Source organism: Asticcacaulis solisilvae, assembly GCF_017875235.1.
GTDB classification, from domain to species: domain Bacteria; phylum Pseudomonadota; class Alphaproteobacteria; order Caulobacterales; family Caulobacteraceae; genus Asticcacaulis; species Asticcacaulis solisilvae_A.
In genome coordinates, this window is the sequence record NZ_JAGGMI010000002.1 from 348,306 (window position 1) to 370,538 (window position 22,233).

Consider the following 22,233-nt stretch of genomic DNA (forward strand, 5'->3'; position numbering starts at 1 on the left):
GCCAAAAGTGTCAGCGGTTTTCGCCGAGATATCGCGCCAAAGCAAGATGTCGTTCTTACGCAATTCGCCTGCAAAAGCAAAGCCAAAGCCGCAACCGTATCCTCGGCAAAAAATAGGACCGGACCGCGCCGCTTCAATGGCCTGTTAATGTTAATCAGCGAAAGATGAAGACCTGAATTTCTCTTCCAGTACAGGTCCCGCATGGCGAGCCGCGACGCCCCCGTAGTCATCAAGAAGGTCAAGAAGGTTGTCGGTGGAGGCCACCACGGCGGCGCCTGGAAAGTCGCCTATGCCGACTTCGTGACCGCCATGATGGCCTTCTTCCTGCTGATGTGGCTGATCAATACGACCTCCCCTGAACAAAAGCGTGGCGTGGCCGACTATTTCGCGCCCGCCAACGTGTCGCAATCGACCTCAGGTTCCGGCGGCATCCTGGGCGGCAATGCCCTGGGCGAAGACGGCAACAAGAACGAAGGCACCATGTCCTTCATCGAGCAGATGGCGCCCAAGCCGCCCGAAACCCAGGACCGCGACGGCAAGACGACCGAGAGCGCCGCCAAGGGGTCCGCCGCAGATTCCGAGACCGACGCCCAGAAGCAGGAACAGCAGAACTTCCAGAGCGCGGCCGAATCGCTGCGCCAGGCCCTGCAGGACATGCCCGAACTGGCCGAGCTGTCTAAGAACATCCTCGTCGACCAGACGCCGGAAGGCCTGCGCGTCCAGTTGATCGATCAGGAAGGCCGCTCGATGTTCAATTCGAACTCGGCCGAGCCCAATGACCGCGCCAAGGTGCTGCTGCGCGCCGTCGCCAAGGTCGTCAACAACCTGCCCAACCGCATCTCGATTACCGGCCACACCTCGGGAACCGCCGGTCAGGCCGAACAGAATCCGCGCGACTGGCGGCTGTCGGCCGACCGCGCCGATGCTTCGCGCGCCGTCCTTCAGGCCGCCGGCGTTGACCAGGACCGCATCGCCCAGGTGTCGGGGAAGGCCGCCAAGGAGCCGCTCTATCCAGACGATCCATCGCTGGCCGGCAACCGCCGCATCGCCATCGTCCTCTTACGCGAAGCCCCGGTTTTGCCGCAGAATCCAAATATGTAGGTAATCACGCGGTTGCAGCCCCTTGACGGCGCGTAGATTGCAAGCACACTTATGATAAGGGGCGAGTCCGGTTTCATGCAGGTCGCGGCGTTTCAATGAGTGAGCATTTTCCAGGGCGCAAGCTCAGATATTACCTGACCATCCCCGGTCCCTGCCCCTATCTGGCGGGACAGGAGGAGCGTAAGGTATTCGTACACCTGCCGCCGCTTGAGGCCATCGGCGTCAACGACCAGTTGTCCGCCATCGGTTTCCGCCGCTCCCAGAACATCGCCTACCGGCCCGCCTGCCAGAACTGCCGCGCCTGCCAGTCGGTGCGCATCCCGGTCAAGCGCTACGTACCGTCGAAGTCCGACAAGCGCGTCCTCAAGGCGAACAAGGACCTGACCAAGGCTTTCGTCGAGGCCGAGGCCAGCCGCGAACAGTTCGACCTGCTGCAGAAGTACCTGAAGACGCGCCACCCCGACGGCGGCATGATCGACATGACATGGCCGGACCTGGTTGCCATGATCGAAGACACCCTGGTCCGCACCCACCTGATCGAATACCGGCTGGACGGCCGCCTGGTGGCCTGCGTCCTGGTCGATGCGCTGAACGACGGCCTGTCGCTGGTCTACAGCTTCTATGATCCGGAACTCAGCGGCCGTTCGCTGGGGCGCTTCATCATCCTCGACCATATCGACCAGGCCAACCGCGCCGGCTACGACTATGTCTATCTGGGCTATTGGGTCAAGGACAGCCCGAAGATGGACTACAAGGCGCGCTACCAGCCGCTGGAAGCCCTGACCGACTTCGGCTGGCAGGAGATCAATCCGTTTGGCGAGACCTGACCGCGCCGCTTCCCGAATAGCGGCCATAGCCACCTTGTCCCGCATAGCGGGACGATAGCCAAGCCCTTATATTTCAAGGATGAAATATTATTTATTTTGCTCTGTCGTCAGACGGATGATGCAGGTGCGTGCGTTACACTTCCATAACACGCCACATTCCGTATCAAGGTTATCATTCATGCTCCAGCGTCCCGCCCGTCGTTCTTCTCCCGCACGCCGGACCTTGCGCCTAAGCGCCAGCGCCGCGTCATTGGGACTGGCCTTGCTGGCGCTTCCGGCACTGGCCCAGACGCAGGCCCCGGCGTCGCCTGAACAGCCGAAGCCGCAGACGCAAACCCAAACCCAGCAACAGGCGCCCACCCAGGCCCAGCAGACCTCCCCGCAACAGGCGCCGGCGGCCGGCACGCCGGAAGAGGCAGGAACAGCCCAAGGCGATACACAGAGCGGCGCTGTGACGATCACGGCGCAAAAGCCCCTTGTGCAGCGCAAGACCGATCGCGACGTTTATGACGTCAAGCAGGATCCGACCGCCGCCACCGGCAATGCCGCCGACGTCCTCAATAATGTGCCCGGCGTGACGGTCGATCCCGATGGGTCGGTGCAGCTTCGTGGCAGCAACAGCCCGCAGATCTACATCAACGGCAAGCCGTCCGCCCTGACCCAGGGCGACAATCGCGCGGCAACGCTGCAAGGCCTGTCGGGCGACGATATCGACAGCGTTGAAACGATCACCAGCCCCGGCGCTGCCTTCAGCTCCGACACCGGCGGCGGGATTATCAATATCGTCCTGAAGCGCGGCCGCGCGCTCAACCCGCAGACGACGCTTAGGGTCAATGCCGGCGTCGAGGGCCAGGGCGGCGTCTCGTTCAGCACGGGCAAGACGATCGGCAAGCTCACGCTCAACGGCAGCGCCAACGTCAATCGCGGCGGCGGCTGGGGCGGCGGTGGCGGTGGGGGCGGTGGTTTCGGCGGCGCCGGCAGCCTCAAGAGCAAGTCCGAGACGGTGCGTCAGCGCCTTGATCCGGTAACGGGCGATGTCATCGGTGAAAACCGCCAGAACAATGTCGGCAAGAGCGTCGGCGAAGGCCTGAACCTGAACCTGAACGCCGAATACGCGCTGACCGACAACGATACCCTCCAGGCCCAGGGCACGTTCATGAGCCGCGATACGATGGGTTACAGCATCGAGGATGCGACCTCCTACGACGCCGCGGGCAACCTCCAATCCGACAGCTCGCGTATTGGTGACCGCAACGGCGAGTCCGAAAATTCAAGTTTCGCGGTGCTTTATAATCACCGCGGCGAAGTCGGCACGTCGGAAGACTTCAAGATGCAATACCGCCGCAGTACGTCGACCCGCAATGACCGGTCGGATTATCGCCGTGTGAACCGCTTGCCCACGGCGTCCGAAACCGCCTATGCCACCGAGCGCCGGTCGGACACGACCAACGACGGTTTCAGTGGCGACTACACCCATCCAATCGGTGAAACGCGGCAGATTCAGCTGGGCTGGGACCTGACCAATCAGGACAGCGAACAGTACAGCTATCAGTCGCTGGAACACGCCCTCGGCGCGCCGGAACTGCCGAACCCGCAACGCGTCAGCCAGTTCAACACCAAGCAGCAGACGGGCGCGGCCTACTTTGTTTACGAGCAGCGCTTCGGAAAGCTGTCGCTGTCGGGTGGACTTCGCTACGAAAACTTCCACCAGGAACTGTATTCGGTCCAGCCCTTCACCGGCAATCCCGGCGCCGAGTCGGAGCAGACCTACGTCACGTGGAGCCCCAACGCCAACTTCCTCTATCGCCTCGACGAGGATTCGAGCTTCAAGGGCGCTTACAGCCGCCGCCTGAACCGGCCGAACGCAAATGCTCTGAACCCGCTGATTGTCTACAACGACGCCCAAAACGTCAGTTCAGGTAACGCCAACCTGCGCCCGGAAACGGTCGACCGCTATGAGCTGACCTATCAGAACGACCGCCGCAATGCCCTGAACGGCCAGTTGCAGCTGTCCTATGTCGAAACCCAGGACACGGTCGTCCTGGTCAACAGCTTCCTGCCCGGCCAGCCCGACGTGCTGTTGACGACCTATGACAATGCCGGTTCCTCAAAGGTGGCCGGCGTGTCGCTGGAACTGAACCGCGACAACATCATCAAGGGTCTGAACGCCGGTTTCGAGATCGACTACAACTATTCGGAGATCAACGGCGTCGATCGGGTGACCGGGCAACCCACTGTGCGCAAGGGCCCGAATTCGCGCGGCCGCCTCAATGTTCGCTACCGCCCGAACGACAAAGACTTTTACATGATTTTCGTGCGCTACAACGGCAAGCGCGTCGATTCCCAAGGCTATACAACGGGTACGACATCGCTGAACGCCAACTATCAGCGCCAGATCATTCCACGCAAACTGACCTTCAACATCAATCTTCAGAACATCCTGAGCAGCCAGGGACGCAAGCGCGTCACCAGCAGCAGCGCCTTCTACCAGGTCAACGAAACTTTCGACACCGGTCCTGCGATCGGCATTGCCCTGTCCTATACGTTTGGGACGCCGCGCAACAGCCAGAACCAGGATGGCCAGCGCTGGCGGCGTGGACAAGGTGGTCCAGGCGGCCCTGGTGGCCCAGGCGGCTTCTCCGGTGGCCCCGGCGGCGGCTTCTAGAGCATGATGCGTTTAAGTCGAACCGTCATCATGCTCTAGGTTTTTGTTTTGTCGCGATATTCAGCCAAAAACCGCTGCACACATTTTGGCATATCGCTCTAAGTTCTGGACTGTAAAAAGACATGGCTCTGGCGGGCGAGGTAAAGACCGATGCCTAAGGATACCAGGGCCATGCCGATCAACATCAGCAGAAGCATCATCACGCCGAACTGCGCCAACAGTCCGGCGGCGGCAAACGGTGCGGCCGCCTGGACGACCGAACCCAGGCGGCGGATGCGGCCCATCAAGGGCGGATAGCGCTCAGGGCCGAAAATGGCCAGTGGGACCGTGCCCGAGGTAATCGAGACGATGCCGACACCCGCGCCGTAAAGCACGAGCGCGGGAATGCTTAGGCCAGATGCGGCCGCGATCATGACAATTCCCACGGTCAGGGCGGCAATACCCGCCAGCATGGAGGCGTAAGGCGGCCAGCGCCGCCCAAGCGTCAGGTCCAGCATGCGCGCGCAGACCTGCGACGGCCCGACCATGGCGCTTAAGGCGACCGCATCGCTCATGCTCAGGCCTCGCCCGGTCAGGACGGCGTGCATATGCACCGATATGACGGATACCAGCGCCATCTCCAGCGTCACCACGGTCGCCAGCGCCATGTAGATCCGCGCCTCGATCCCTTCCACCCGGACGGCGGCATGAGGACGGCGCGCGACGGATGCCGCATCGGCGGGTCTGGGCACGGCAAACAGATAGAGCGGCAGGCAGACGGCCAGGTGAATGCCGGCGAAGATCAGGCAGGTCGTCCGCCAGCCGAATTGGACTTCGAGAAAATGGCTGAGCGGCCAGAAGGTCGTGCTGGCGAACCCGCCCCACAGGGCGATCTGGATGATGGCGGACCGTCCCGTCGCACCGAAAAGGCGTCCGGCCGTGCCAAACGCCGCGTCATAAAGACCGCTGCCCATGGCCAGGCCCATGACGCCCCAGGCGATGACATACATGACCAGGTTCTGCGACAGCGCGATGAGGAAGAGACCAACGGCGAACAAGACGGCGCTCAAGGACAGGACGAGCCGCCCCTGCCCCGCCCCGATAAAGCGTCCGGCCTGCGCCGAAACGGTGGCCGAGACGAGCGTGCCGATCGAAAAGCCGCTGATAACCCAGGCGAAATTCCAGCCGGTATCGGCCACGATCGGCTTCGACAAGGCCGTCAGCAAGTAAAGCGAGGTGCCGAAGGCAATGAGTTGGCCCGTGCCGAGCGCCGATACGATCCTGAGCCTGCGCCAATCCACCTGCATCGTCCGCTCCTTTCGCTTTCCCGTGCGATGGAGCGGAGGCTCCACCGGTTAAACGCGCAGTTTGCGCAATCCACGCGGCGCCATCTTTCCGGCCTGCGCGCGCTTGCCCTGATAGTCCCTGAAGTCCTTGAATTCGCGCGCCTTGCCCGAACCGTCGTACCATTGGGGTGTAGCGCCGGAATCGAACACGGCGATGTCACGCACGCCGCCGTCTTTATAGGCCTGCAGCTTGACGCCCTTGCCGCGCGCCATTTCCGGCAGTTCCGAAACCGGGAAGATGAGCAGCTTGTTGTTCTCGCCCAGCACCATCAGGCTGTCGCCGATAACAGGCAGAGCCGCCAGGGCTTCAGTGCCCTCGACGTTCAGGACCTGCTTGCCGGCGCGCTTGTTGGCGACGCCGTCTTCCTCGTTCATCACGAAGCCATAACCGTTCTTCGACACCATGACACGTTTCTGGCCGGCCTGGGCGACGAAGACGGTGACGATCTTGGCGCCATCCTCGAAATCGACCATCAGGCGCAGCGGCTCGCCATGGCCGCGCGCCGACGGCAGCTTGTCGCAGGCCAGCGTCAGGAAACGGCCGTCCGAAGTCATGATCAAAAGCTTGTCGGTCGTCATGGCCGGCACCAGCCACGCCAGTTCGTCGCCTTCCTTGAACTTCAGCTCCGACGGATCGGCGACGGCGCCCTTGGCGGCGCGTATCCAGCCGCGTTTCGACAGGATGACGGTGATCGGCTCCTTGGGCAGGTAGCTCTCGATCGCCGCAACTTCGATATTGGCCGGCGCCTCGGCAAAGGTGGTGCGGCGGGCGGACAAGAGCTTCTTGCGCACCTCGACCAGTTGCTGGTCGATGCGCTTCCACTGCAGCTTCTCGCTGCCCAGCAGCTTGTTCAGTTCGTCGCGTTCCTCGGAAAGCTTCTTGTGCTCGTCCTGGATTGTCATTTCCTCGAGCCGAGCCAACTGACGCAGGCGGGTATCGAGGATGTAGTCGGCCTGGACCTCGGTCAGCTTGAAGCGCGCCATCAACACGTCGCGCGGCTTCTCTTCCTCGCGGATGATGCGGATCACCTCATCCAGGTTGAGGAAGGCGATCATCAAGCCGTCGAGCAGGTGCAGGCGCTTTTCGATCTTTTCCAGGCGCCACTGCGACGTGCGCTGCAACACGACACGGCGGTGGTCGAGGAAGGCGATCAGACAGGCCCGCAAGCCCATGACACGCGGCGTGCCAGTGCCGTCGAGCACGTTGATATTGACGCCGAAACGCGTTTCCAGGTCGGAGACCTTGAACAGGCTCTCCATCAGGACTTCAGGCTCGATATTGCGGGTCTTGGGCTCCAGTACCAGGCGGACCTCTTCGTCCGACTCGTCGCGGACATCGCCCAAGAGCGGCGCCTTCTTGTTCTCGATCAGGTCGGCCAGTTGCTCGATCAGGCGCGACTTCTGGACCTGGTACGGAATCTCGCGGACGACGATGCGCCAGTTCCCGCGGCCCAGTTCCTCGACCTCATAGCGGGCGCGCGTGCGGATTGACCCGCGACCGGTCTCGTAGGCCTCTTGGATCGAAGCGCGGCTTTCGACGCAGATGCCGCCGGTCGGAAAGTCGGGACCGGGGATGAATTCCATTAGTTCGGCCGTCGTCGTTTCTGGCGCGGTCAGGAGCTTGCGGCAGGCGTCGATCAACTCGGCGACATTGTGCGGCGGGATCGAGGTCGCCATACCGACGGCGATGCCCATCGACCCGTTGGCCAAGAGGTTCGGGAAGCCGGCCGGCAGAATGACCGGCTCTTCGTCCTGGTCGTCATAGGTGGGCCTGAAGTCGACGGCGTTTTCGTTGATGCCTTCCAGCAGCAGCATGGCGGCGGGCGTCAGGCGGCATTCAGTGTAACGCATGGCGGCGGGGTTATCGCCATCGATATTGCCGAAATTGCCCTGGCCGTCGACCAATTGGTAGCGTTGCGCAAAGTCCTGCGCCATGCGCACCAGGGCATCATAGATCGCCTGGTCGCCGTGCGGGTGGTAGGTACCCATGACTTCACCGACAACCTTGGCGCACTTGCGCGCCGCCGCTTCGGGCGTCAGTCGCATGTCGCCCATGGCGTACATGATACGGCGGTGGACGGGCTTCATGCCGTCGCGCACGTCCGGCAGCGCCCGGTGCATGATGGTGGAAAGGGCATAGGCCAGATAGCGGCGCGACAGCGCTTCGCTCATAGGCTCATCGACGACCTGGCCGCCGGCGTCGTCAGGAATCACTACGTCACTCATCCGCCCCGTTTAGAACGAGAACGAAAGGAATACAAGCGGAAGTCTCTTATGTATTCACACCGCGTTGCGCGCCTGGTCGCGCCCGGCGGACTTGGCGGCGTACAGCGCCTGGTCGGCGTCCTTATAGAGCCCCTGGAGCGTCTTGCCCGGCGTCCATTCGGCGATGCCCGCCGAAAAGGTGTAGCGCAGGGTGACGTCGCCGACCTTCAGTCTCTGGTCACGCAGGTGTGCCCTCAGGCGTTCGACCACGGCGCCGGCCTGATCCGTGGAGGCGCCTGGCATGACGAACAGGAACTCCTCGCCGCCGACCCGGCCGGTGACGTCGCGGTCGCGCAGCACGTCGCGCATGCAGCCCGAGAAATGCACCAGGACCTGGTCGCCGCCGTCATGGCCGAAATGATCGTTGATCATCTTGAAATGGTCGAGGTCGAGCAGGACGATACTGAAAACCTGGTTGCCCTGAACAGCGCGGTCCAGGATGGCGCCGAAACGCTTCATGGCGGCGCCGCGATTGAACAGTCCTGTCAGATGGTCGGTTTCCGAAGCGACAATGGCTTCGTCGCGCGCCGTGCGCAGCGTCGCTTCCTTGTGCTTCACCGCCGTATAGTCGGTGACCGCCAATAGGACCCAGTTATCGTCGAAGGTGGTTTCGATGGCGTACATCCACCGGCCATCGACCATATCGACCTCGAACTTGCGCAAGGCCCGGCTGCGGCGCTTGCCATCGGCCATGGCCAGCCAGGCGTCCATATCGTCCGTCTCGATCAGAGGGCCCGTTTTCCAGGCATGACAGTGGCGCATGATGCTGCCGAAGGTCTGGGGCCCCGGCTGGACATCGTACAGACGGACAAAGTCCGGCGTGGCGAACTGAAGCGTGTCATCCGGCGCGAACAAGGCCAGCATGGTGCCGCTGTTCAGCAAGCCCTCTCCAAGGCGCATCAGAAGCTCTGGTGTCATATTGCTCTGGTAGGACTTGCCGTCTGAATTCATGCTGCGGACGCTAACAGAGCGGTGTTATTTTCCAATTAAAACCACTTACCAATTATTGCGTCCGTCCATCTGTTCCACAGGCAATGCGTCGAGGTTGAAACCATCGACCATGCGCATGTTGACGGCGAAGGTGCGCGCCGTGGGCATCTGGCCCGGCGTCGTCCCTTCCTTTGGCGTGCCGTCGGCATTGTAGGCCGAGGCCCAGTCCGGGCTGTCGCCATGCGTGTTGCCACCGCAGGTGCCGCAGAAATGGTGCTGGTTCATGCCACCACTGGCCGAATAGGTGCGATTCTGGTCGGCCTTGACCGTGACCTCGTCAGGCGAGAAATAGGCCCAGACGGCGCCCGTTCGATGGCAGAAGGTGCAATTGCACGTCTTGGCGCTTTCCGGGGCGCGCGGCAGTTCGATATGGGTGGCGCCGCAATGGCAGGTGGCGGTCAGGGTCATGGCATCCTCCTTGTGTTGCCGGAGAATGCATCAACTTACTGCCAAATTTTGTCAGTATGGTTAGAAAAGCGCGTCGACTTCGCTCTGACGGTTGGCTTCCATAGACTCGGCGCGGCCGTGGATATGCGAGTCCATCTCGACCACCAAAGCCTTCATTTCCGCCAGGCGCGCTTGCAGGTCGATCCTCGCTTCGCCGTCTTCAAGGTTCGAACTGAGCAGGATATTGATCGACGAATCAAACATCGCCAAGGCTCGCGTGCAGCTTTCGTCAAAGGCCAGGCGCGCTTCGGACGGCGCATGCAGATAAGCGGAAATCACCACTTCGCGCAACTCGAACCCGGATGCCTCGAAGTGCGCGACATAGTCCCGCGGCTTCCAGTCCGCCAGCTCCTCGGCCATGTCCGGCATGTCGAGGCCCATTTCGAACAGCATGATCGCTTCGTTGAACAGGTTCAGGTAGTCGGTCGCCAGGCCGGTATGCGGATTGACATTGGCAGCGAGCAGTTCGGGCGCGCTGTAGGTCACTATCTGGGCTCGGTCGATCTCACGCATGATGCTCCCACTCTGACACACATTTCTTAGCAAAGGATGGATGCCGGCTCCAAAGGATTGCATTGTTATCCCAAACCGGCGTGCGACAGCGCTTCCGCCAGGTGTTCGCGGATGTCAGGCAACGGTTTGTTGTGGGGATGGAAGACGTGGCGCTCCAGGAAAAATCCGGTCAGCTTCAGGCCATCCACGACATCGCCCCCGTTGATGCCGCCTTGCGACGACAGCAGGAATTGCGGCAGCGGCAACAGCTTGTCCTTGTAGGGCGCGCCGCTTTCGGCACTGACGGCGCGCGCCGATTTCGGGCTGACATAACAAAGGTTGTCGCGCGTGCCTGAGACCGCGCAGGCGCTCAGGTCCAGGCCGTAGCCCAGCTCTTCGAGAAGCCCGGCTTCGTAGCGAACATAGATGGCCGGCCAGATTTCGGGAATAGCAAAGGCCGACAACAGGGCGCGAAAGGCATGATAGGCGCCTTCGTGGCGTTCGCGTTCCGGCAGGGCCTGGCGCGTCATCAGCGCGGCGCATTGCAGGCCCAGCAACCCAACGGGATCGTCAAGCAGGTCAGGTCCCTGCCCGTCCGCTTCGATCGTCGCGGCGCCCAGTTGGTCGGCGCTGCGGGCGCGATAGCGGAAGGTCACGGGGGATCCAGGCTGCAGCAGCGGCTTCATCCGCCGCGACGCCCCGCCGGCGATATGCGCCGCCTGAACGCCGTGCAGCCGCGTCAGCACATGCACCACCGCCCCGGTTTCACCGTGGAGCCGCGCACTCAGGACTATGGCTTCGTCTTCGTATTCCAATGACATGTCCTAAGAGTTGCGGACCGCCAGAACGGGCTTCGCTTAGGTGTGACGGCTTGCTTTTTTACTCCTCCCCAGCGTGCTGGGGAGGGGGACCGCACGACGCGCGAAGCGCTAGATGCGGTGGTGGGGGCATCCTGTGTAAACACCACGAATACCGTTGTGACAAGTTAAAGTAGCCCCCACCACCACATCTCTTTCGCCATCTGTCGATGGCTCAATCGTCTTGCGCTTGCCGGGACTATATCCCGGCTGCGCTCACCCGGCCTCCCCGGCAAAGCCAGGGAGGAATAAGAAAAGGGCAGACCTAACTATCGTATTCCAAACCAAACTGCGCGTACAGCGCGCGATCATCGCTCCATTTTTCCGACACCTGAACATGCAGGAACAGATGCACCGGCCGGTCGAGCAGCTTCGACAGGTCCTCGCGCGATTTCTGGCCGATCCATTTCAGCGTCTGGCCGTTCTTACCCAAGACAATGGCGCGCTGGCCGTCGCGTTCGACATAGATGGTCTGTTCGATACGCGCCGAGCCATCGGGCTTGTCCTCGAACTTGGTCGTCATGACCGCGGCGGCGTAGGGCAGCTCTTCGTGGACGCGCAGGAACAGCTTTTCGCGCGTGATTTCGGCGGCGAGGATGCGCACCGGCGCATCGGCGGCCTGGTCTTCCGGATAGAGCCACGGCCCTTCCGGCATGCGCCTGGCCAGAAGCGTCTTCAGGTCATTGACGCCATTGCCCTTTTCGGCCGAGATCATCAGCACGTCCTCGACCACCCCTGTCTTGTACAGCTCATCGGCGACCGCCAGCAGGTTGTCGCGCTTCATCAGGTCGATCTTGTTCAGCGCCAGGACCGCCTTGGCGCTATTGGCCTTAAGGCCCTCGATGATCATGTCGACGTCCTCGACCGCCTTGTAGTCGGCCGCCGTTGCCTTGATCTCGGTCGAATGCCTGACCGCCAGTTGCGCTGCGGCATCGACGAGCAGCACGATGCAGTCGGCGTCCTGCGCCCCGCCCCAGGCCGAGGCGACCATGGCGCGGTCCAGGCGCCGACGCGGCTTGAAGATACCCGGCGTGTCGACCAGTACCATCTGGACGTCGCCTTCGATGGCGATGCCGCGCACCGGAAAACGCGTCGTCTGCACCTTCTGCGTCACGATCGACACCTTGGTGCCGACCAGCCGGTTGACAAGCGTGGACTTACCGGCGTTCGGCGCGCCGATGATGGCGACAAAACCGCATTTTTGAGGGGTATCGGTCAATTCAGTTGTTCCTGTTCGATCAGGCGCAGGGCGGCGGCCTTTTCGGCCTCCTGGCGCGACTTGCCGGTCGCCGCCTGGGGTGTAACCCCGTCGATGCGCACTTCGATGGTGAAGATCGGGGCGTGATCGGGCCCCTTGCGGTTGATCAGGCTGTAAGCCGGCGGCGCCTTGCCATTGGCGGCGGCCCATTCCTGGAGGAAGGATTTCGGATTGCTTTGCGAAGCATTGCCGCTGTTACGCAAGGCGTCGGCCCACAGGGGCTTGAAACACCTTACCACCGTCTCGTAGCCGCCGTCGACATAGACGGCCGCCATCAGGGCTTCAGTGGCGTCGCCGAGTATCGTCGGATTGGCGCGGCCGCCGCTCTTGGTTTCGCCCGCCGCCAGGCGTAGGGCTGGCCCAAGGTCAAGCGCCTTCGCCACGGCGGCACAGGCGTCGCGGCTGACCAGTGAGTGAAAGCGGCGCGACAGTTCGCCCTCTTCGGCGTCGGGAAACGCCTCCATCAAAGATTCGGCGGTCAGCAGTCCCAGCACGCGATCGCCCAGGAATTCGAGGCGTTCGTTATCTTTTATCTTACGCGCACCCTCGGCGACGCTGGCGTGCGTCAGCGCCACGTCCAGCAGTTCCGGGTTTTGAAAGGTATAGCCCAGGCGCGCCTGCAAGGCGTCGATGGCTTTGATACGCGCGTTCATGGGCTGCGTTTACAGCACCGCCCCGGCTACGAAAAGACCATTTTCGCTTCGGCCTCCGAAATGCCCCTTGCATTTCGGCAAGCGCGACTGCGCGCCCGAGCAGATGCGAGACAGGTCGCGCGGCGTCTGAGCACTAAACCAGCGTCTTGAAGAAGCGTTCCCAGTTGAAGTTCAGCCAGGTCCAGGGCTTCCACAGCGATGAACCTTCCTTCCACGACATCAGGATAAAGACGGCGCGGCCTTCCAGGTTTTCTTCCGGAACGAAGCCGACACCCGAATCATAGGGATCGTCCGGCGAGAAGCGGCTGTCCAGCGAGTTGTCGCGGTTGTCACCCATGACGAAGTAGTGGCCCATCGGCACGGTGAAGACACCGGTGTTGTCGGCGCGGCCGTCCTGGACCATGTCCTGCATCTGGTGGACACGGCCGTTCGGCAGGAACTCGCGTTGCAGGTTCGCCGTGCCCGCCGGCGCGTCCGACGCCTGGACTGTGCCCATATTGGTGAAAGGCACCGGCTGGTCGTTGATATAGAGCTGATCGCGCTTCATCTGGACGCGATCGCCCGGCAAGCCGACAACGCGTTTGATATAATCGACCTTGGGGTTCGACGGCAGCTTGAAGACCACAACGTCGCCACGCGTCGGCGCCTTATTGAAGATACGTCCTTCGATGAACGGCACGGCTACGGGGAAGGAATATTTCGAAATCCCGTAATTCCATTTCGATACGATGATGTAATCGCCCTGGTACAGGTTGGGCTCCATCGACGCCGACGGGATGGTAAAGGGCTGGAACAGGAAGGTGCGCAGGAACATGACCAGGATCAGGGCCACGGCCACGACGCCGAAGATCTCCTTGGCTTCCTCGATGGCCGACTGCTTAGCCGGCGGCTCTGAGCCGTCGCTGCCATCGTGGCTATCGTCGCTTGCGACCTCATCGACCGAGGGCGCGGCATGCGCGTGCGCAGCATGGGTTACGCCCTGATTCAGGTTCGAGTCGTCACGCGATGTCGTCATTTACGCCAGCCCCATAATTATGCGCGCGCCCGTCACTTCGGGCTTGCCTTAGGTTTTTTCCGGAAACATCCCCCGTTCCGTCTTTTGAACCACGTAATCGTGCATTATGGCAAGGGCAAGACAGTTTTTTGTCAGCCCACGCCTTGGTGGATGATCTTTTCGTAATCTTCCGAAGCGATAGGCCAAATAGTGGGAAGCCGGCTTTTTGACATATCGTGAACCTAACGCGCCTCGATCAGCGCATAGGCCGTGGCGTAAGGGTCTTCGTCGCTCAGCGACAAATGAATATGCGCCTCCTTACCATCAGGCAGCAGGCCGCGCAGGGTATCGGCCGCCCCACCGTGCAGCAGGACGCGCGGCTGGCCCAAAGGCCCCGTCACCACTTCGATATCGACATAGAAGAAGCCGCGCACGCCCGTGCCAAACGCCTTTGCCACGGCCTCCTTGGCGGCGAAACGCTTGGCCAGGCTAAGATCGGTGCGCGCTGCCTTTGCGGCGTGCGCCTGTTCGTCCGGCGTATAGATACGGTTGAGAAAGCGATCGCCGAACCGGTCGACGGACTGTTTGATGCGGCGCGCATCGCACAGGTCGATGCCGATGCCAATGATCATGTCAAATGATCCCGGCGCTGGGCGTCCATCAACTCGCGCATGCGTTTAAGGGACGCTTCCAGCCCGACGAAGATGGCTTCGCCGATCAGGAAATGGCCGATATTCAGTTCGCGGATCTCGGGGATGGCGGCGATGAAGGGCACGGTGTCGTAATCGATGCCGTGACCGGCATGAACTTCGATACCAAGCTTATGCGCCTGTTGCGCCGCCGCCTGCAACCGCTTCAATTCGTTCTTAAAAACATCGTCCTGTTTCTCGCGGAAGGCGTCGCACAGGGCCCCGGTATGGAATTCGACCACCGGCGCGGAGACTTTCGCCGCCGCCTCGACCTGGGCCGGATCGGTGGCGATGAACAGGGAGGCGCGGATGCCGGCGCGGTTGAACAGGCGCACGGCCTCGCCCACCGGCCCGATCTGACCAAGGACATCGAGCCCGCCTTCGGTCGTGCGCTCCTGGCGGCGCTCCGGCACCAGGCAGGCGGCGTGCGGCATCAGCTTGAGCGCCATGCCGACCATCTCGTCGGTCACCGCCATCTCGAAATTGAGCGGCTTGCCGTGACTGTCGCAGACCTTTTTCAGCGCCAGCACATCGGCATCGACGATGTGGCGGCGGTCTTCGCGCAGGTGCGCCGTGATGCCATCGACGCCCGCGGCGATCGCCAGTTCAGCGGCGCGCACCGGATCGGGGGCATGGCCGCCGCGCGCATTGCGCACAGTGGCGACGTGATCGACATTGAGGCCTAGGCGGATGTAGGTCATGCCTTGGCGAGCCTCCGGCTGCCGGGGTCCTCGACCGGGATGGCGGCCAGTTCTGGCGGCAGCTTGTCTGCCGGATAGGCCGGCACTTCCAGGCTGGCCAGGGCGATCAGCGGCACGCCGACATCGGCCTTGCCCCCGGAACGGTCGACGATGCAGGCGGCGGCCACGACATCGCCGCCGGCCGCCTTGATGGCTTCGATGCACTCACGCGACGACAGGCCAGTAGTGACAATGTCCTCGACCATGACGACGCGGGCGCCGGGCTCGATATGGAAACCACGGCGAAACTTGAACTGGCCGCCCTCGCGCTCGACATAGATCGACGGCACTTTCAGGTGACGCGCGGTTTCATAACCGGGAATGATACCACCAACAGCTGGTGATACGGCGACATCGACCGCGCCAACCTGGGCTGTGATCTTCTCAGCCAGCGCCTTGCACAGGCGCTCACAGCGCGCCGTGTCCATGAAGACGAGGTTCTTCTGCAGGAACATCGGCGAATGCAGCCCGCTCGACAACACGAAATGGCCGGTGCGCAGGGCATTGGCGGCACGGAATTCGTTGAGCACATCGTCGTTGGTCATAGCTGCCGCATCCTATCTCTAACACACGGCGCTTTAGACACATATCCTTGGCTGGATCAAGTTCATAATATTCAAGAAGCTATTAAGTCTTTTCTAAACTTACCAAGCCGCAGTAGAGACCAAAAATTCCACGCAGTCAAAGAGGCAACCCAAGTGACAAAAATATAATCAATGTTCGAAAATTCTGGCCATGAAAAACCGTTATTTGCAAAGAGAATTACGTAGTCCAGAAAAATAACAACTGGAGATAAGAAACATAGCCAAATCACCGCCATATTTGATATATTACGAGCTTTATAGCTTTTCGCTCCAGAATCCCCGCCAACTTTAAAAAATCTATGCATATCAGATATTTCGCTGCTATCTTCTATACGCCTCAAAGTTCGATTTAATAAACCAATCTGCATATCATGGTGTCTATACAAAGAAATAAAGTAATAAGACACCATAGGAATTATTGCGCCAACGATATAACCCAAGTATCCCGAACTATCAAAATTCGAACTTGCTCGCGCAGCGATATACCCGGCTGTAAATGTTACAACAGTCTGTATATGAGCCGTATTAATTGAAGCACGCGCAATAACTCTAGAGTTCAGTTCTGATTGCAGCCCAGAAAATAGTGTTTTCTCGTCGATCATACTACCCGCGCATCCTGTCGACGCTTTCGATCATCTGTGACGCCCGAAGCGCCGCCGAGATATTGGTGATATGGCGGGCATCCATGACTTCGATATCGAAATCGATCTCGAGATAGTCCATCTGCTTGGGCGCGATATGGATGTCGACGATATTGCCCTTGGCCTCGCCGATCAGCGTGCACGCCTGGCCCAGGACGCCCGGTTTGTTCTGCATGGTCACACGGATACGCGCGACACTTAAGGTGTTCTTTTCGGCGTTGAGCGTCCAGTGCAGGTCGATCCAGCGGTCCTTTTCGGCCTCCAGGGCTTCGAGGGTTTCGCATTCGATCGAATGCACATGACAGCCGTCATCCTCGACAATGCCGATAATGCGGTCGCCCGGCACGGGATGGCAGCAGCGCGAGAAGATGACGCGCTGCCGTTCCGACAGGGCCGAACCGCGCACGAAGGCCTGGCCGCCCTCACCGTCCCGGATGCGCGTCAAGGTCTCAGTTGACAGGCGCAACGGCATCTTCAGACCGGGGAAGATGGCTTCGAGGATCTTGACCGGCGGAATCTTGCCGCGTCCGCACAGCTCCATCAGTTCGTCTTCGGTGGCGACGTTGAAGCGTTCCAGCGCCGGCCGCCAGCTGATGTCGTCGATCCGCTTTTCGACCTGGGCGGCGGCGCGCATCAACGCGGTGCGGCCGACGGTGACGAAATCATCGCGTTCGCGCTGCCGGATGTGGCGGCGAATCGCCGACCGCGCCTTGCCCGTCACGGTCAGCGAGAACCAGTCCTGGTTGACCCGTGCCTCATGGCCGTTCAGGATTTCGACCTGGTCGCCGTTCTGCAGCACGGTGCGCAGCGGCCGGTGTTCGCCATTGATCAGGCAGCCGATGGCCGTTTCCCCGACCTCGGTGTGGACCGCGAAGGCGAAATCGAGCGGCATGGCGCCGCGCGGCAACGAGATCAGCTTGCCCTTGGGTGAGAAGACGAACACCTGGTCGGTGTACATCTCCATCTTGGCATGTTCGACCCAGTCTTCCGAATCGCCGCCGCTTTCGGCAATCGAGACGATGTTCCTGAGCGAATTCATCGGGTTGCGGCCGCCATCGGCCGTCGCCGCCTCTTCGTCGAAGCCGTAGGTCTGGTTCTTGTAGCCCCAGTGCGCGGCGACGCCCTCTTCGGCGATGCGGTCCATCTCCTCGGTGCGGATCTGCATCTCGATCCGCGTGCCCTTGTGTCCCACCACCGTGGTATGGAGCGACCGGTAGTTGTTGGCCTTGGGTGTCGAAATGAAGTCCTTGAAACGGTCCTGCACGCACGGCCAGACGCGATGGAGGATGCCTAAGGCACGGTAGCATTCGTCGACATCGCTCATAACGACGCGGAAGGCGTAGATGTCGGAAAGCTGAGCAAAACCAATTGATTTACGCTGTAACTTCTTCCAGATCGAATAGGGCGACTTTTCGCGCCCCAGGACGCGGGCGAAGATGCCGCCCTTTTCGAGCTTGCCGGCGATATCGCGCGCGATGGCGCGGATGGCGTCGCCCTTCTCTTCCCGCATCTCTTTCAGGCGCAGGATGATGGCGGCGTGCGCCATCGGATTGATATGCGAAAACGCCAGGTCCTCAAGCTCGGTCGCGAACCGGTTGCAACCGATCGAGCGCGCCAGCGGGGCGTAGACTTCCAGGGTTTCGCGCGAAATCCGCTCGCGCTTTTCCGGCGCCACGAAATGCAGGGTCCGCATATTGTGCAGGCGGTCGGCCAGCTTGACCAGTAGGACGCGGATGTCCTTGGAAATGGCCAGGATGAACTTACGCAGGTTTTCCGACTGCTTGGTATATTCCGATTGCAGCTCAAGCCGCGTCAACTTGGTGACGCCCTCGACCAGGCTGGCGATCTCGTCGCCGAACTTCGACGCAATCTCTTCGCGCGTCGCCGGCGTATCCTCAATGGTATCGTGCAGAAGCGCCGTGGCGATGGCCGCCGCGTCGAGCTTGTAGTCGGTCAGAATGCCGGCGACCTCGATCGGGTGCGCGAAATAGGGATCGCCCGAGGCCCTGAGCTGCGCCCCGTGCATGCGCATGGCGTAGACATAGGCGCGGTTGAGCAGCGCCTCATCGACGGTCGGGTCGTATGCCGCGACGCGCTCGATCAGCTCGACCTGACGCAGGAATTTCGGCCGGTTGGCCGCCATGACCTTGGCCGGATCGCTGCCGACATCGGCCACAGAATTGCCTCCACCGGACGGCGGCGTTGTTACGGCAATCTGTTCACCCTCTGCGGACATTCACGAAACCTTGGCCTGATGCGGAACTGGAAAGATCGACTGTCTCACGCATGCGCGAAACAACCAAACAAAAAAGGCCCGGGAAGCATGCCCCGGACCTTCTATATATTCTCTTACCCGGAACGTTTTTAGTAGCGTTCCTCTTGACCGCCATCGCGGTCGGATTGCAGGGCGCGGATCAGGTCGCCTTCCGACATTTGCTGGTGCGCCGGATCGGCCAGCAGGGCCAGGGTTTCGGCTTCTTCCTCGGCCTCGGTGCGTTCGTCGACGCGCTGCAGCGACGCGATCAGGCTTTCGGTCAGCGTGTTGGGCGCCAGGACGCCGTCGGCGATTTCACGAAGCGAAACAACCGGGTTCTTGTCGTTGTCGCGATCGACCAGGATGGACGAGCCGCTGGAGATGGCGCGGGCGCGATGGGCGGCCAGGAGAACGAGGTTGAAGCGGTTGTCGATCTTTTCGACGCAATCTTCGACGGTGACGCGAGCCATACGGTTCCCTTTGTCTGAACGTAAAGCGCGCCGTCGCCCTAAGAGATTCCTCCTGGGGCCCGGCGCAAGGCAGATAACAATTGCCGCCTCTCTACTCTTTCGCCTCACTGAATACAAGAAAATCCTGCGTGAGCGACATCAGGTGTGATCCGCCCTCCATTGACTCGCCCGCTTCAGAGCCCTAAGGGCTCGCCCCATGTCCATGCTGCCGAACCCAGAGACCAAATACCGCCCGTTTTCGCTGGGCGTCGACATGTCCGACCGGACCTGGCCGTCGAAGACGATCACCGCGCCGCCGCGCTGGCTGTCGACCGATCTTCGCGACGGTAACCAGGCCTTGGCCGATCCGATGGACGTCGAGAAGAAGATGATCTTCTTCAACCTGTTGCTGAAAGTAGGCCTCAAGGAGATCGAGGTCGGCTTCCCGTCGGCCGGGGCGACCGAATTCGATTTCGTGCGCAAGCTGATCGAGGAAAACCTGATCCCCGACGACGTCACGATCCAGGTTCTGACGCAGTCGCGCGAAGACCTCATCAAGCGTTCGTTCGAATCCCTGCGCGGCGCCAAGCAGGCCATCGTCCACCTGTATAACGCCACCTCGCCCCTCTTCCGCCGCGTCGTCTTCGGCATGGAAAAGGCCGATGTCCTGGCCCTGGCCGTCAAGGGCGCGACGCTTTTGCGCGACGAAGCGGCCAAGCAGCCGGAGACGCGCTGGTCGTTCGAATACAGCCCGGAGACCTTTACCGCCACCGAGCCGGAATTCGCGCTCGAGGTCTGTGAAGCCGTCATCAACGTGCTTCAGCCGACCCCGGACAACCCGCTGATCCTGAACCTCCCGGCGACCGTCGAAGTCGGCGGTCCGCACACCTATGCCGACCAGATCGAATGGTTTGGCCGCCACATCTCGAACCGCGACAGCGTCTGCATCTCGCTTCACCCGCATAACGACCGCGGCACCGGCACGGCCGCCGCCGAACTTGGCCTTTTGGCTGGCGCCGACCGCGTCGAAGGCTGCCTGTTCGGCAATGGCGAGCGCACCGGCAATGTCGATCTGGTGACGCTCGGCCTCAACATGTATACGCAAGGCCTGTCGCCCAAGCTCGACTTCTCGAACATGCGCGAAGTCGTCGAGACGGTCCAGTACTGCAACAACATCCCGGTCCACCCACGTCACCCCTATGCCGGCGAACTGGTCTTCACGGCGTTTTCGGGCTCGCACCAGGACGCCATCAAGAAGGGCTTCGCGGCCCACGAAAAGCGCAATGACGGCTTCTGGGAAATGCCCTACCTGCCGATCGATCCGGCCGATCTCGGCGAAAGCTATGAGGCGGTCATCCGCGTCAACTCGCAATCCGGCAAGGGCGGCATCGCCTGGGTGCTCGAGCAGGCGCATGGCCTGAAGTTGCCGCGCCACCTGCAGATCGACTTTTCGCGCCGCGTGCAGGAAATCACCGACGCCAGCGCCCGCGAGCTGTCGTCCGACGAAATCTGGAAGGCCTTCCAGGATGCCTACCACCTGGGCGGCGGCCGCTACGGCCTGATCGCCTATGAACAGGCCGCAGCCGTTCATTCGGGCACCCAGCGCACCTTCGTCGGCCGCATCGTCAAGGACGGCGCCGAAGCCTCGGTCATCGGCCACGGCAACGGTCTGATCTCAAGCGCCATCGAAGCGCTCAACGATCACTACGGCCTGGCGCTCGAAGTCCTCGACTACGGCCAGCACGCCCTGACCAAGGGTTCGCTCAGCCAGGCGGTCGCCTATATCGAATGCCGCACGGCTGACGACCGCCACGTCTTCGGCATCGGCATCGACGACGATATCGCCACGGCCAGCGTCAAGGCGGTCTTAAGCGCCGCCAACGGGCTTTAACCTTGCCTCGATAACCACATTCCCTTAATGTGTTAACGTGAGGGATCGGGGGGATCAGGCCGTGGACGGCAGCGATAGAGCCAGCAACAGGATCGAGGCAGAAGAACTGCCGCGCATTCTCAAGGAGACCGAGCGCCGCATCAAGCGCGGCGCCCTCGGTCACTGGCTGGCCACCAATACCCTTTCTAGTTTTGCCAACTGGTTCACCACACTGACCCTGATGGGCGGGTTCCTCGTCTCGGTGCTCGCGGCGATTCCAATCGTCCTGCCGGAATTCTACGGCCGGTATGAAACCCCGATCAACCTCGCCATCTTCATCCTGGCCAGCCTGAGTTCCATCCTATCGGTCTTTCAGACGGTCTTCCGCTGGAGCGAGCGCGCCCAGGTCCACCGCAGCGCCGCCAGCCATTACACCAATGCGAGGCGTCAGCTCGAAGTCCTGCTGATCCACGTGCCGTACAATGTCGATGAACTGGAAGACCTGCTGGTCCACCTGACACACCTCAGCGACACCACGCCGTCCGTGCCGGCTGGAATCTGGAAACAAGCCGTCCGCGCCACCCGCGAGTAACCTAATGTGACCTGCGATAGTCCGACGGCCGGCGGAAACCGTGCGCCCAGGCACCCGCCTTCGCCTTTTTTGCGGCGACCTCATCGGCGACATAGCGCGTCGAATAGCGGCGATAGGCGACCGCATAGCCGCTGCGCACCATTTCGCGGCCAAGATCGCGGCCGTCGGACAGGCGGCAGACGGCGACAACCCGCCCATAGGCGTCGATATCCTGCCGGACGCACGCCACGGACTGGCCTTTGACGAGCTGCCGCAAATGTTGAAGCGCCGCTTGGCCGCACTTCATCCGGCCGCAGGTCTGGCGGTACTCGAAGGCATCGACGCCGAACAAACGCACCTGCCGCCCATTGACCGTCAGACTATCGCCATCATCAACATGCACCCGACCGCGCAAGGTCTGCGCCGTCGCGGGTTGCGTGACCGTCAGCACACATAGGGTAACCCAAAGTGATCGCAGACATGTAAGCCGGGCGGTTGCCATTATGCCGCAAAGCCGGTAATGCGCCGCCATGTTCACATCCTTCGCCCAAAATCACGTGC

Annotated in this window: 21 protein-coding genes; 5 read left to right on the plus strand and 16 right to left on the minus strand. The window is 61.5% G+C overall.

Features of this window, described 5'->3' with window-relative positions:
* The first annotated feature begins 201 nt into the window (after positions 1–201).
* The 3 genes from J2X24_RS04745 (at position 202) to J2X24_RS04755 (ending at position 4,593) form a co-directional block, all read left to right on the plus strand.
* A complete protein-coding gene (locus J2X24_RS04745; RefSeq protein ID WP_209717363.1) occupies positions 202–1,101 on the plus strand; it encodes a flagellar motor protein MotB in 900 nt (299 codons plus the stop codon).
* A 95-nt stretch (positions 1,102–1,196) separates the two neighbouring features.
* Positions 1,197–1,928, plus strand: a complete 732-nt coding sequence (locus J2X24_RS04750) for an arginyltransferase (RefSeq protein ID WP_209717368.1) — start codon at positions 1,197–1,199, stop codon at positions 1,926–1,928.
* A 178-nt stretch (positions 1,929–2,106) separates the two neighbouring features.
* Complete coding sequence (locus J2X24_RS04755; RefSeq protein WP_209717371.1) at positions 2,107–4,593, plus strand: TonB-dependent receptor; 2,487 nt, start codon at positions 2,107–2,109, stop codon at positions 4,591–4,593.
* Positions 4,594–4,691: 98 nt separating this feature from the next.
* Here the strand turns inward: J2X24_RS04755 and J2X24_RS04760 are convergent, their stop codons facing one another.
* The 15 genes from J2X24_RS04760 to rpoZ form a co-directional block, all read right to left on the minus strand.
* A complete protein-coding gene (locus J2X24_RS04760; protein WP_209717374.1) occupies positions 4,692–5,879 on the minus strand; it encodes an MFS transporter in 1,188 nt (395 codons plus the stop codon).
* Between the two features lie 48 nt (positions 5,880–5,927).
* Positions 5,928–8,144: a DNA topoisomerase IV subunit A gene (gene parC, locus J2X24_RS04765; RefSeq protein ID WP_209717377.1), complete on the minus strand. Its 2,217-nt coding sequence runs from the start codon at positions 8,142–8,144 to the stop codon at positions 5,928–5,930.
* A gap of 54 nt (positions 8,145–8,198) precedes the next feature.
* Positions 8,199–9,134 carry a GGDEF domain-containing protein gene (locus J2X24_RS04770; protein ID WP_209717380.1) on the minus strand — a complete coding sequence of 312 codons (936 nt, stop codon included), beginning with the start codon at positions 9,132–9,134 and terminating at the stop codon, positions 8,199–8,201.
* A 45-nt stretch (positions 9,135–9,179) separates the two neighbouring features.
* Positions 9,180–9,581, minus strand: a complete 402-nt coding sequence (locus J2X24_RS04775) for a GFA family protein (RefSeq protein WP_209717382.1) — start codon at positions 9,579–9,581, stop codon at positions 9,180–9,182.
* Between the two features lie 60 nt (positions 9,582–9,641).
* Positions 9,642–10,133 carry a hypothetical protein gene (locus tag J2X24_RS04780; RefSeq protein ID WP_209717385.1) on the minus strand — a complete coding sequence of 164 codons (492 nt, stop codon included), beginning with the start codon at positions 10,131–10,133 and terminating at the stop codon, positions 9,642–9,644.
* Positions 10,134–10,198: 65 nt separating this feature from the next.
* A complete protein-coding gene (recO, locus tag J2X24_RS04785) occupies positions 10,199–10,927 on the minus strand; it encodes a DNA repair protein RecO (RefSeq protein ID WP_209717389.1) in 729 nt (242 codons plus the stop codon).
* A gap of 307 nt (positions 10,928–11,234) precedes the next feature.
* Complete coding sequence (gene era, locus J2X24_RS04790; protein ID WP_209717392.1) at positions 11,235–12,188, minus strand: GTPase Era; 954 nt, start codon at positions 12,186–12,188, stop codon at positions 11,235–11,237.
* Positions 12,185–12,880 (minus strand): ribonuclease III, encoded by a 696-nt coding sequence (gene rnc, locus J2X24_RS04795; RefSeq protein WP_209717395.1) that lies wholly within the window; start codon positions 12,878–12,880, stop codon positions 12,185–12,187. Before rnc ends, era begins: the two co-directional genes overlap by 4 nt.
* A 133-nt stretch (positions 12,881–13,013) precedes the next feature.
* Entirely contained in the window at positions 13,014–13,895 is an 882-nt protein-coding gene (gene lepB, locus J2X24_RS04800) for a signal peptidase I (protein ID WP_209717398.1), read from the minus strand.
* 221 nt (positions 13,896–14,116) lie between these two features.
* A complete protein-coding gene (gene acpS / locus J2X24_RS04805; RefSeq protein ID WP_209717401.1) occupies positions 14,117–14,506 on the minus strand; it encodes a holo-ACP synthase in 390 nt (129 codons plus the stop codon).
* Positions 14,503–15,264: a pyridoxine 5'-phosphate synthase gene (locus J2X24_RS04810; protein ID WP_209717404.1), complete on the minus strand. Its 762-nt coding sequence runs from the start codon at positions 15,262–15,264 to the stop codon at positions 14,503–14,505. The genes acpS and J2X24_RS04810 overlap by 4 nt, the downstream gene beginning before the upstream one ends.
* Positions 15,261–15,848, minus strand: a complete 588-nt coding sequence (gene pyrE, locus J2X24_RS04815) for an orotate phosphoribosyltransferase (RefSeq protein WP_209717407.1) — start codon at positions 15,846–15,848, stop codon at positions 15,261–15,263. Before pyrE ends, J2X24_RS04810 begins: the two co-directional genes overlap by 4 nt.
* A gap of 71 nt (positions 15,849–15,919) precedes the next feature.
* The gene (locus J2X24_RS04820; protein ID WP_209717410.1) at positions 15,920–16,489 is read right to left on the minus strand and encodes a hypothetical protein; all 570 of its coding nucleotides are present in this window, start codon (positions 16,487–16,489) and stop codon (positions 15,920–15,922) included.
* 1 nt (position 16,490) lies between these two features.
* On the minus strand, positions 16,491–18,671 hold the full coding sequence (locus tag J2X24_RS04825; protein ID WP_209718293.1) for a RelA/SpoT family protein: 2,181 nt from the start codon (positions 18,669–18,671) through the stop codon (positions 16,491–16,493).
* Between the two features lie 221 nt (positions 18,672–18,892).
* The gene (gene rpoZ / locus J2X24_RS04830; RefSeq protein ID WP_192620047.1) at positions 18,893–19,252 is read right to left on the minus strand and encodes a DNA-directed RNA polymerase subunit omega; all 360 of its coding nucleotides are present in this window, start codon (positions 19,250–19,252) and stop codon (positions 18,893–18,895) included.
* A 196-nt stretch (positions 19,253–19,448) separates the two neighbouring features.
* Here rpoZ and leuA point away from each other — a divergent pair, with 196 nt between their 5' ends.
* Together leuA and J2X24_RS04840 are read left to right on the plus strand one after the other, a co-directional pair.
* Positions 19,449–21,122 carry a 2-isopropylmalate synthase gene (gene leuA / locus J2X24_RS04835; RefSeq protein WP_245344446.1) on the plus strand — a complete coding sequence of 558 codons (1,674 nt, stop codon included), beginning with the start codon at positions 19,449–19,451 and terminating at the stop codon, positions 21,120–21,122.
* Between the two features lie 61 nt (positions 21,123–21,183).
* Entirely contained in the window at positions 21,184–21,693 is a 510-nt protein-coding gene (locus tag J2X24_RS04840) for an SLATT domain-containing protein (protein ID WP_209717413.1), read from the plus strand.
* Position 21,694: 1 nt separating this feature from the next.
* Here J2X24_RS04840 and J2X24_RS04845 read toward each other — a convergent pair whose 3' ends face one another.
* A complete protein-coding gene (locus J2X24_RS04845) occupies positions 21,695–22,123 on the minus strand; it encodes a thermonuclease family protein (protein WP_209717416.1) in 429 nt (142 codons plus the stop codon).
* Between the last annotated feature and the right edge of the window lie 110 nt (positions 22,124–22,233).

Bases quoted from the DNA above. Each gene is read 5' to 3' on its own strand.
- J2X24_RS04745 (WP_209717363.1), top strand. From the start codon at position 202: ATGGCGAGCCGCGACGCCCCCGTAGTCATCAAGAAGGTCAAGAAGGTT.
- J2X24_RS04750 (WP_209717368.1), top strand. From the start codon at position 1,197: ATGAGTGAGCATTTTCCAGGGCGCAAGCTCAGATATTACCTGACCATC.
- J2X24_RS04755 (WP_209717371.1), top strand. From the start codon at position 2,107: ATGCTCCAGCGTCCCGCCCGTCGTTCTTCTCCCGCACGCCGGACCTTG.
- J2X24_RS04760 (WP_209717374.1), bottom strand. From the start codon at position 5,879: ATGCAGGTGGATTGGCGCAGGCTCAGGATCGTATCGGCGCTCGGCACG.
- parC (WP_209717377.1), bottom strand. From the start codon at position 8,144: ATGAGTGACGTAGTGATTCCTGACGACGCCGGCGGCCAGGTCGTCGAT.
- J2X24_RS04770 (WP_209717380.1), bottom strand. From the start codon at position 9,134: ATGAATTCAGACGGCAAGTCCTACCAGAGCAATATGACACCAGAGCTT.
- J2X24_RS04775 (WP_209717382.1), bottom strand. From the start codon at position 9,581: ATGACCCTGACCGCCACCTGCCATTGCGGCGCCACCCATATCGAACTG.
- J2X24_RS04780 (WP_209717385.1), bottom strand. From the start codon at position 10,133: ATGCGTGAGATCGACCGAGCCCAGATAGTGACCTACAGCGCGCCCGAA.
- rnc (WP_209717395.1), bottom strand. From the start codon at position 12,880: ATGAACGCGCGTATCAAAGCCATCGACGCCTTGCAGGCGCGCCTGGGC.
- lepB (WP_209717398.1), bottom strand. From the start codon at position 13,895: ATGACGACATCGCGTGACGACTCGAACCTGAATCAGGGCGTAACCCAT.
- acpS (WP_209717401.1), bottom strand. From the start codon at position 14,506: ATGATCATTGGCATCGGCATCGACCTGTGCGATGCGCGCCGCATCAAA.
- J2X24_RS04810 (WP_209717404.1), bottom strand. From the start codon at position 15,264: ATGACCTACATCCGCCTAGGCCTCAATGTCGATCACGTCGCCACTGTG.
- pyrE (WP_209717407.1), bottom strand. From the start codon at position 15,848: ATGACCAACGACGATGTGCTCAACGAATTCCGTGCCGCCAATGCCCTG.
- J2X24_RS04820 (WP_209717410.1), bottom strand. From the start codon at position 16,489: ATGATCGACGAGAAAACACTATTTTCTGGGCTGCAATCAGAACTGAAC.
- J2X24_RS04825 (WP_209718293.1), bottom strand. From the start codon at position 18,671: ATGGCGGCCAACCGGCCGAAATTCCTGCGTCAGGTCGAGCTGATCGAG.
- rpoZ (WP_192620047.1), bottom strand. From the start codon at position 19,252: ATGGCTCGCGTCACCGTCGAAGATTGCGTCGAAAAGATCGACAACCGC.
- leuA (WP_245344446.1), top strand. From the start codon at position 19,449: ATGTCCATGCTGCCGAACCCAGAGACCAAATACCGCCCGTTTTCGCTG.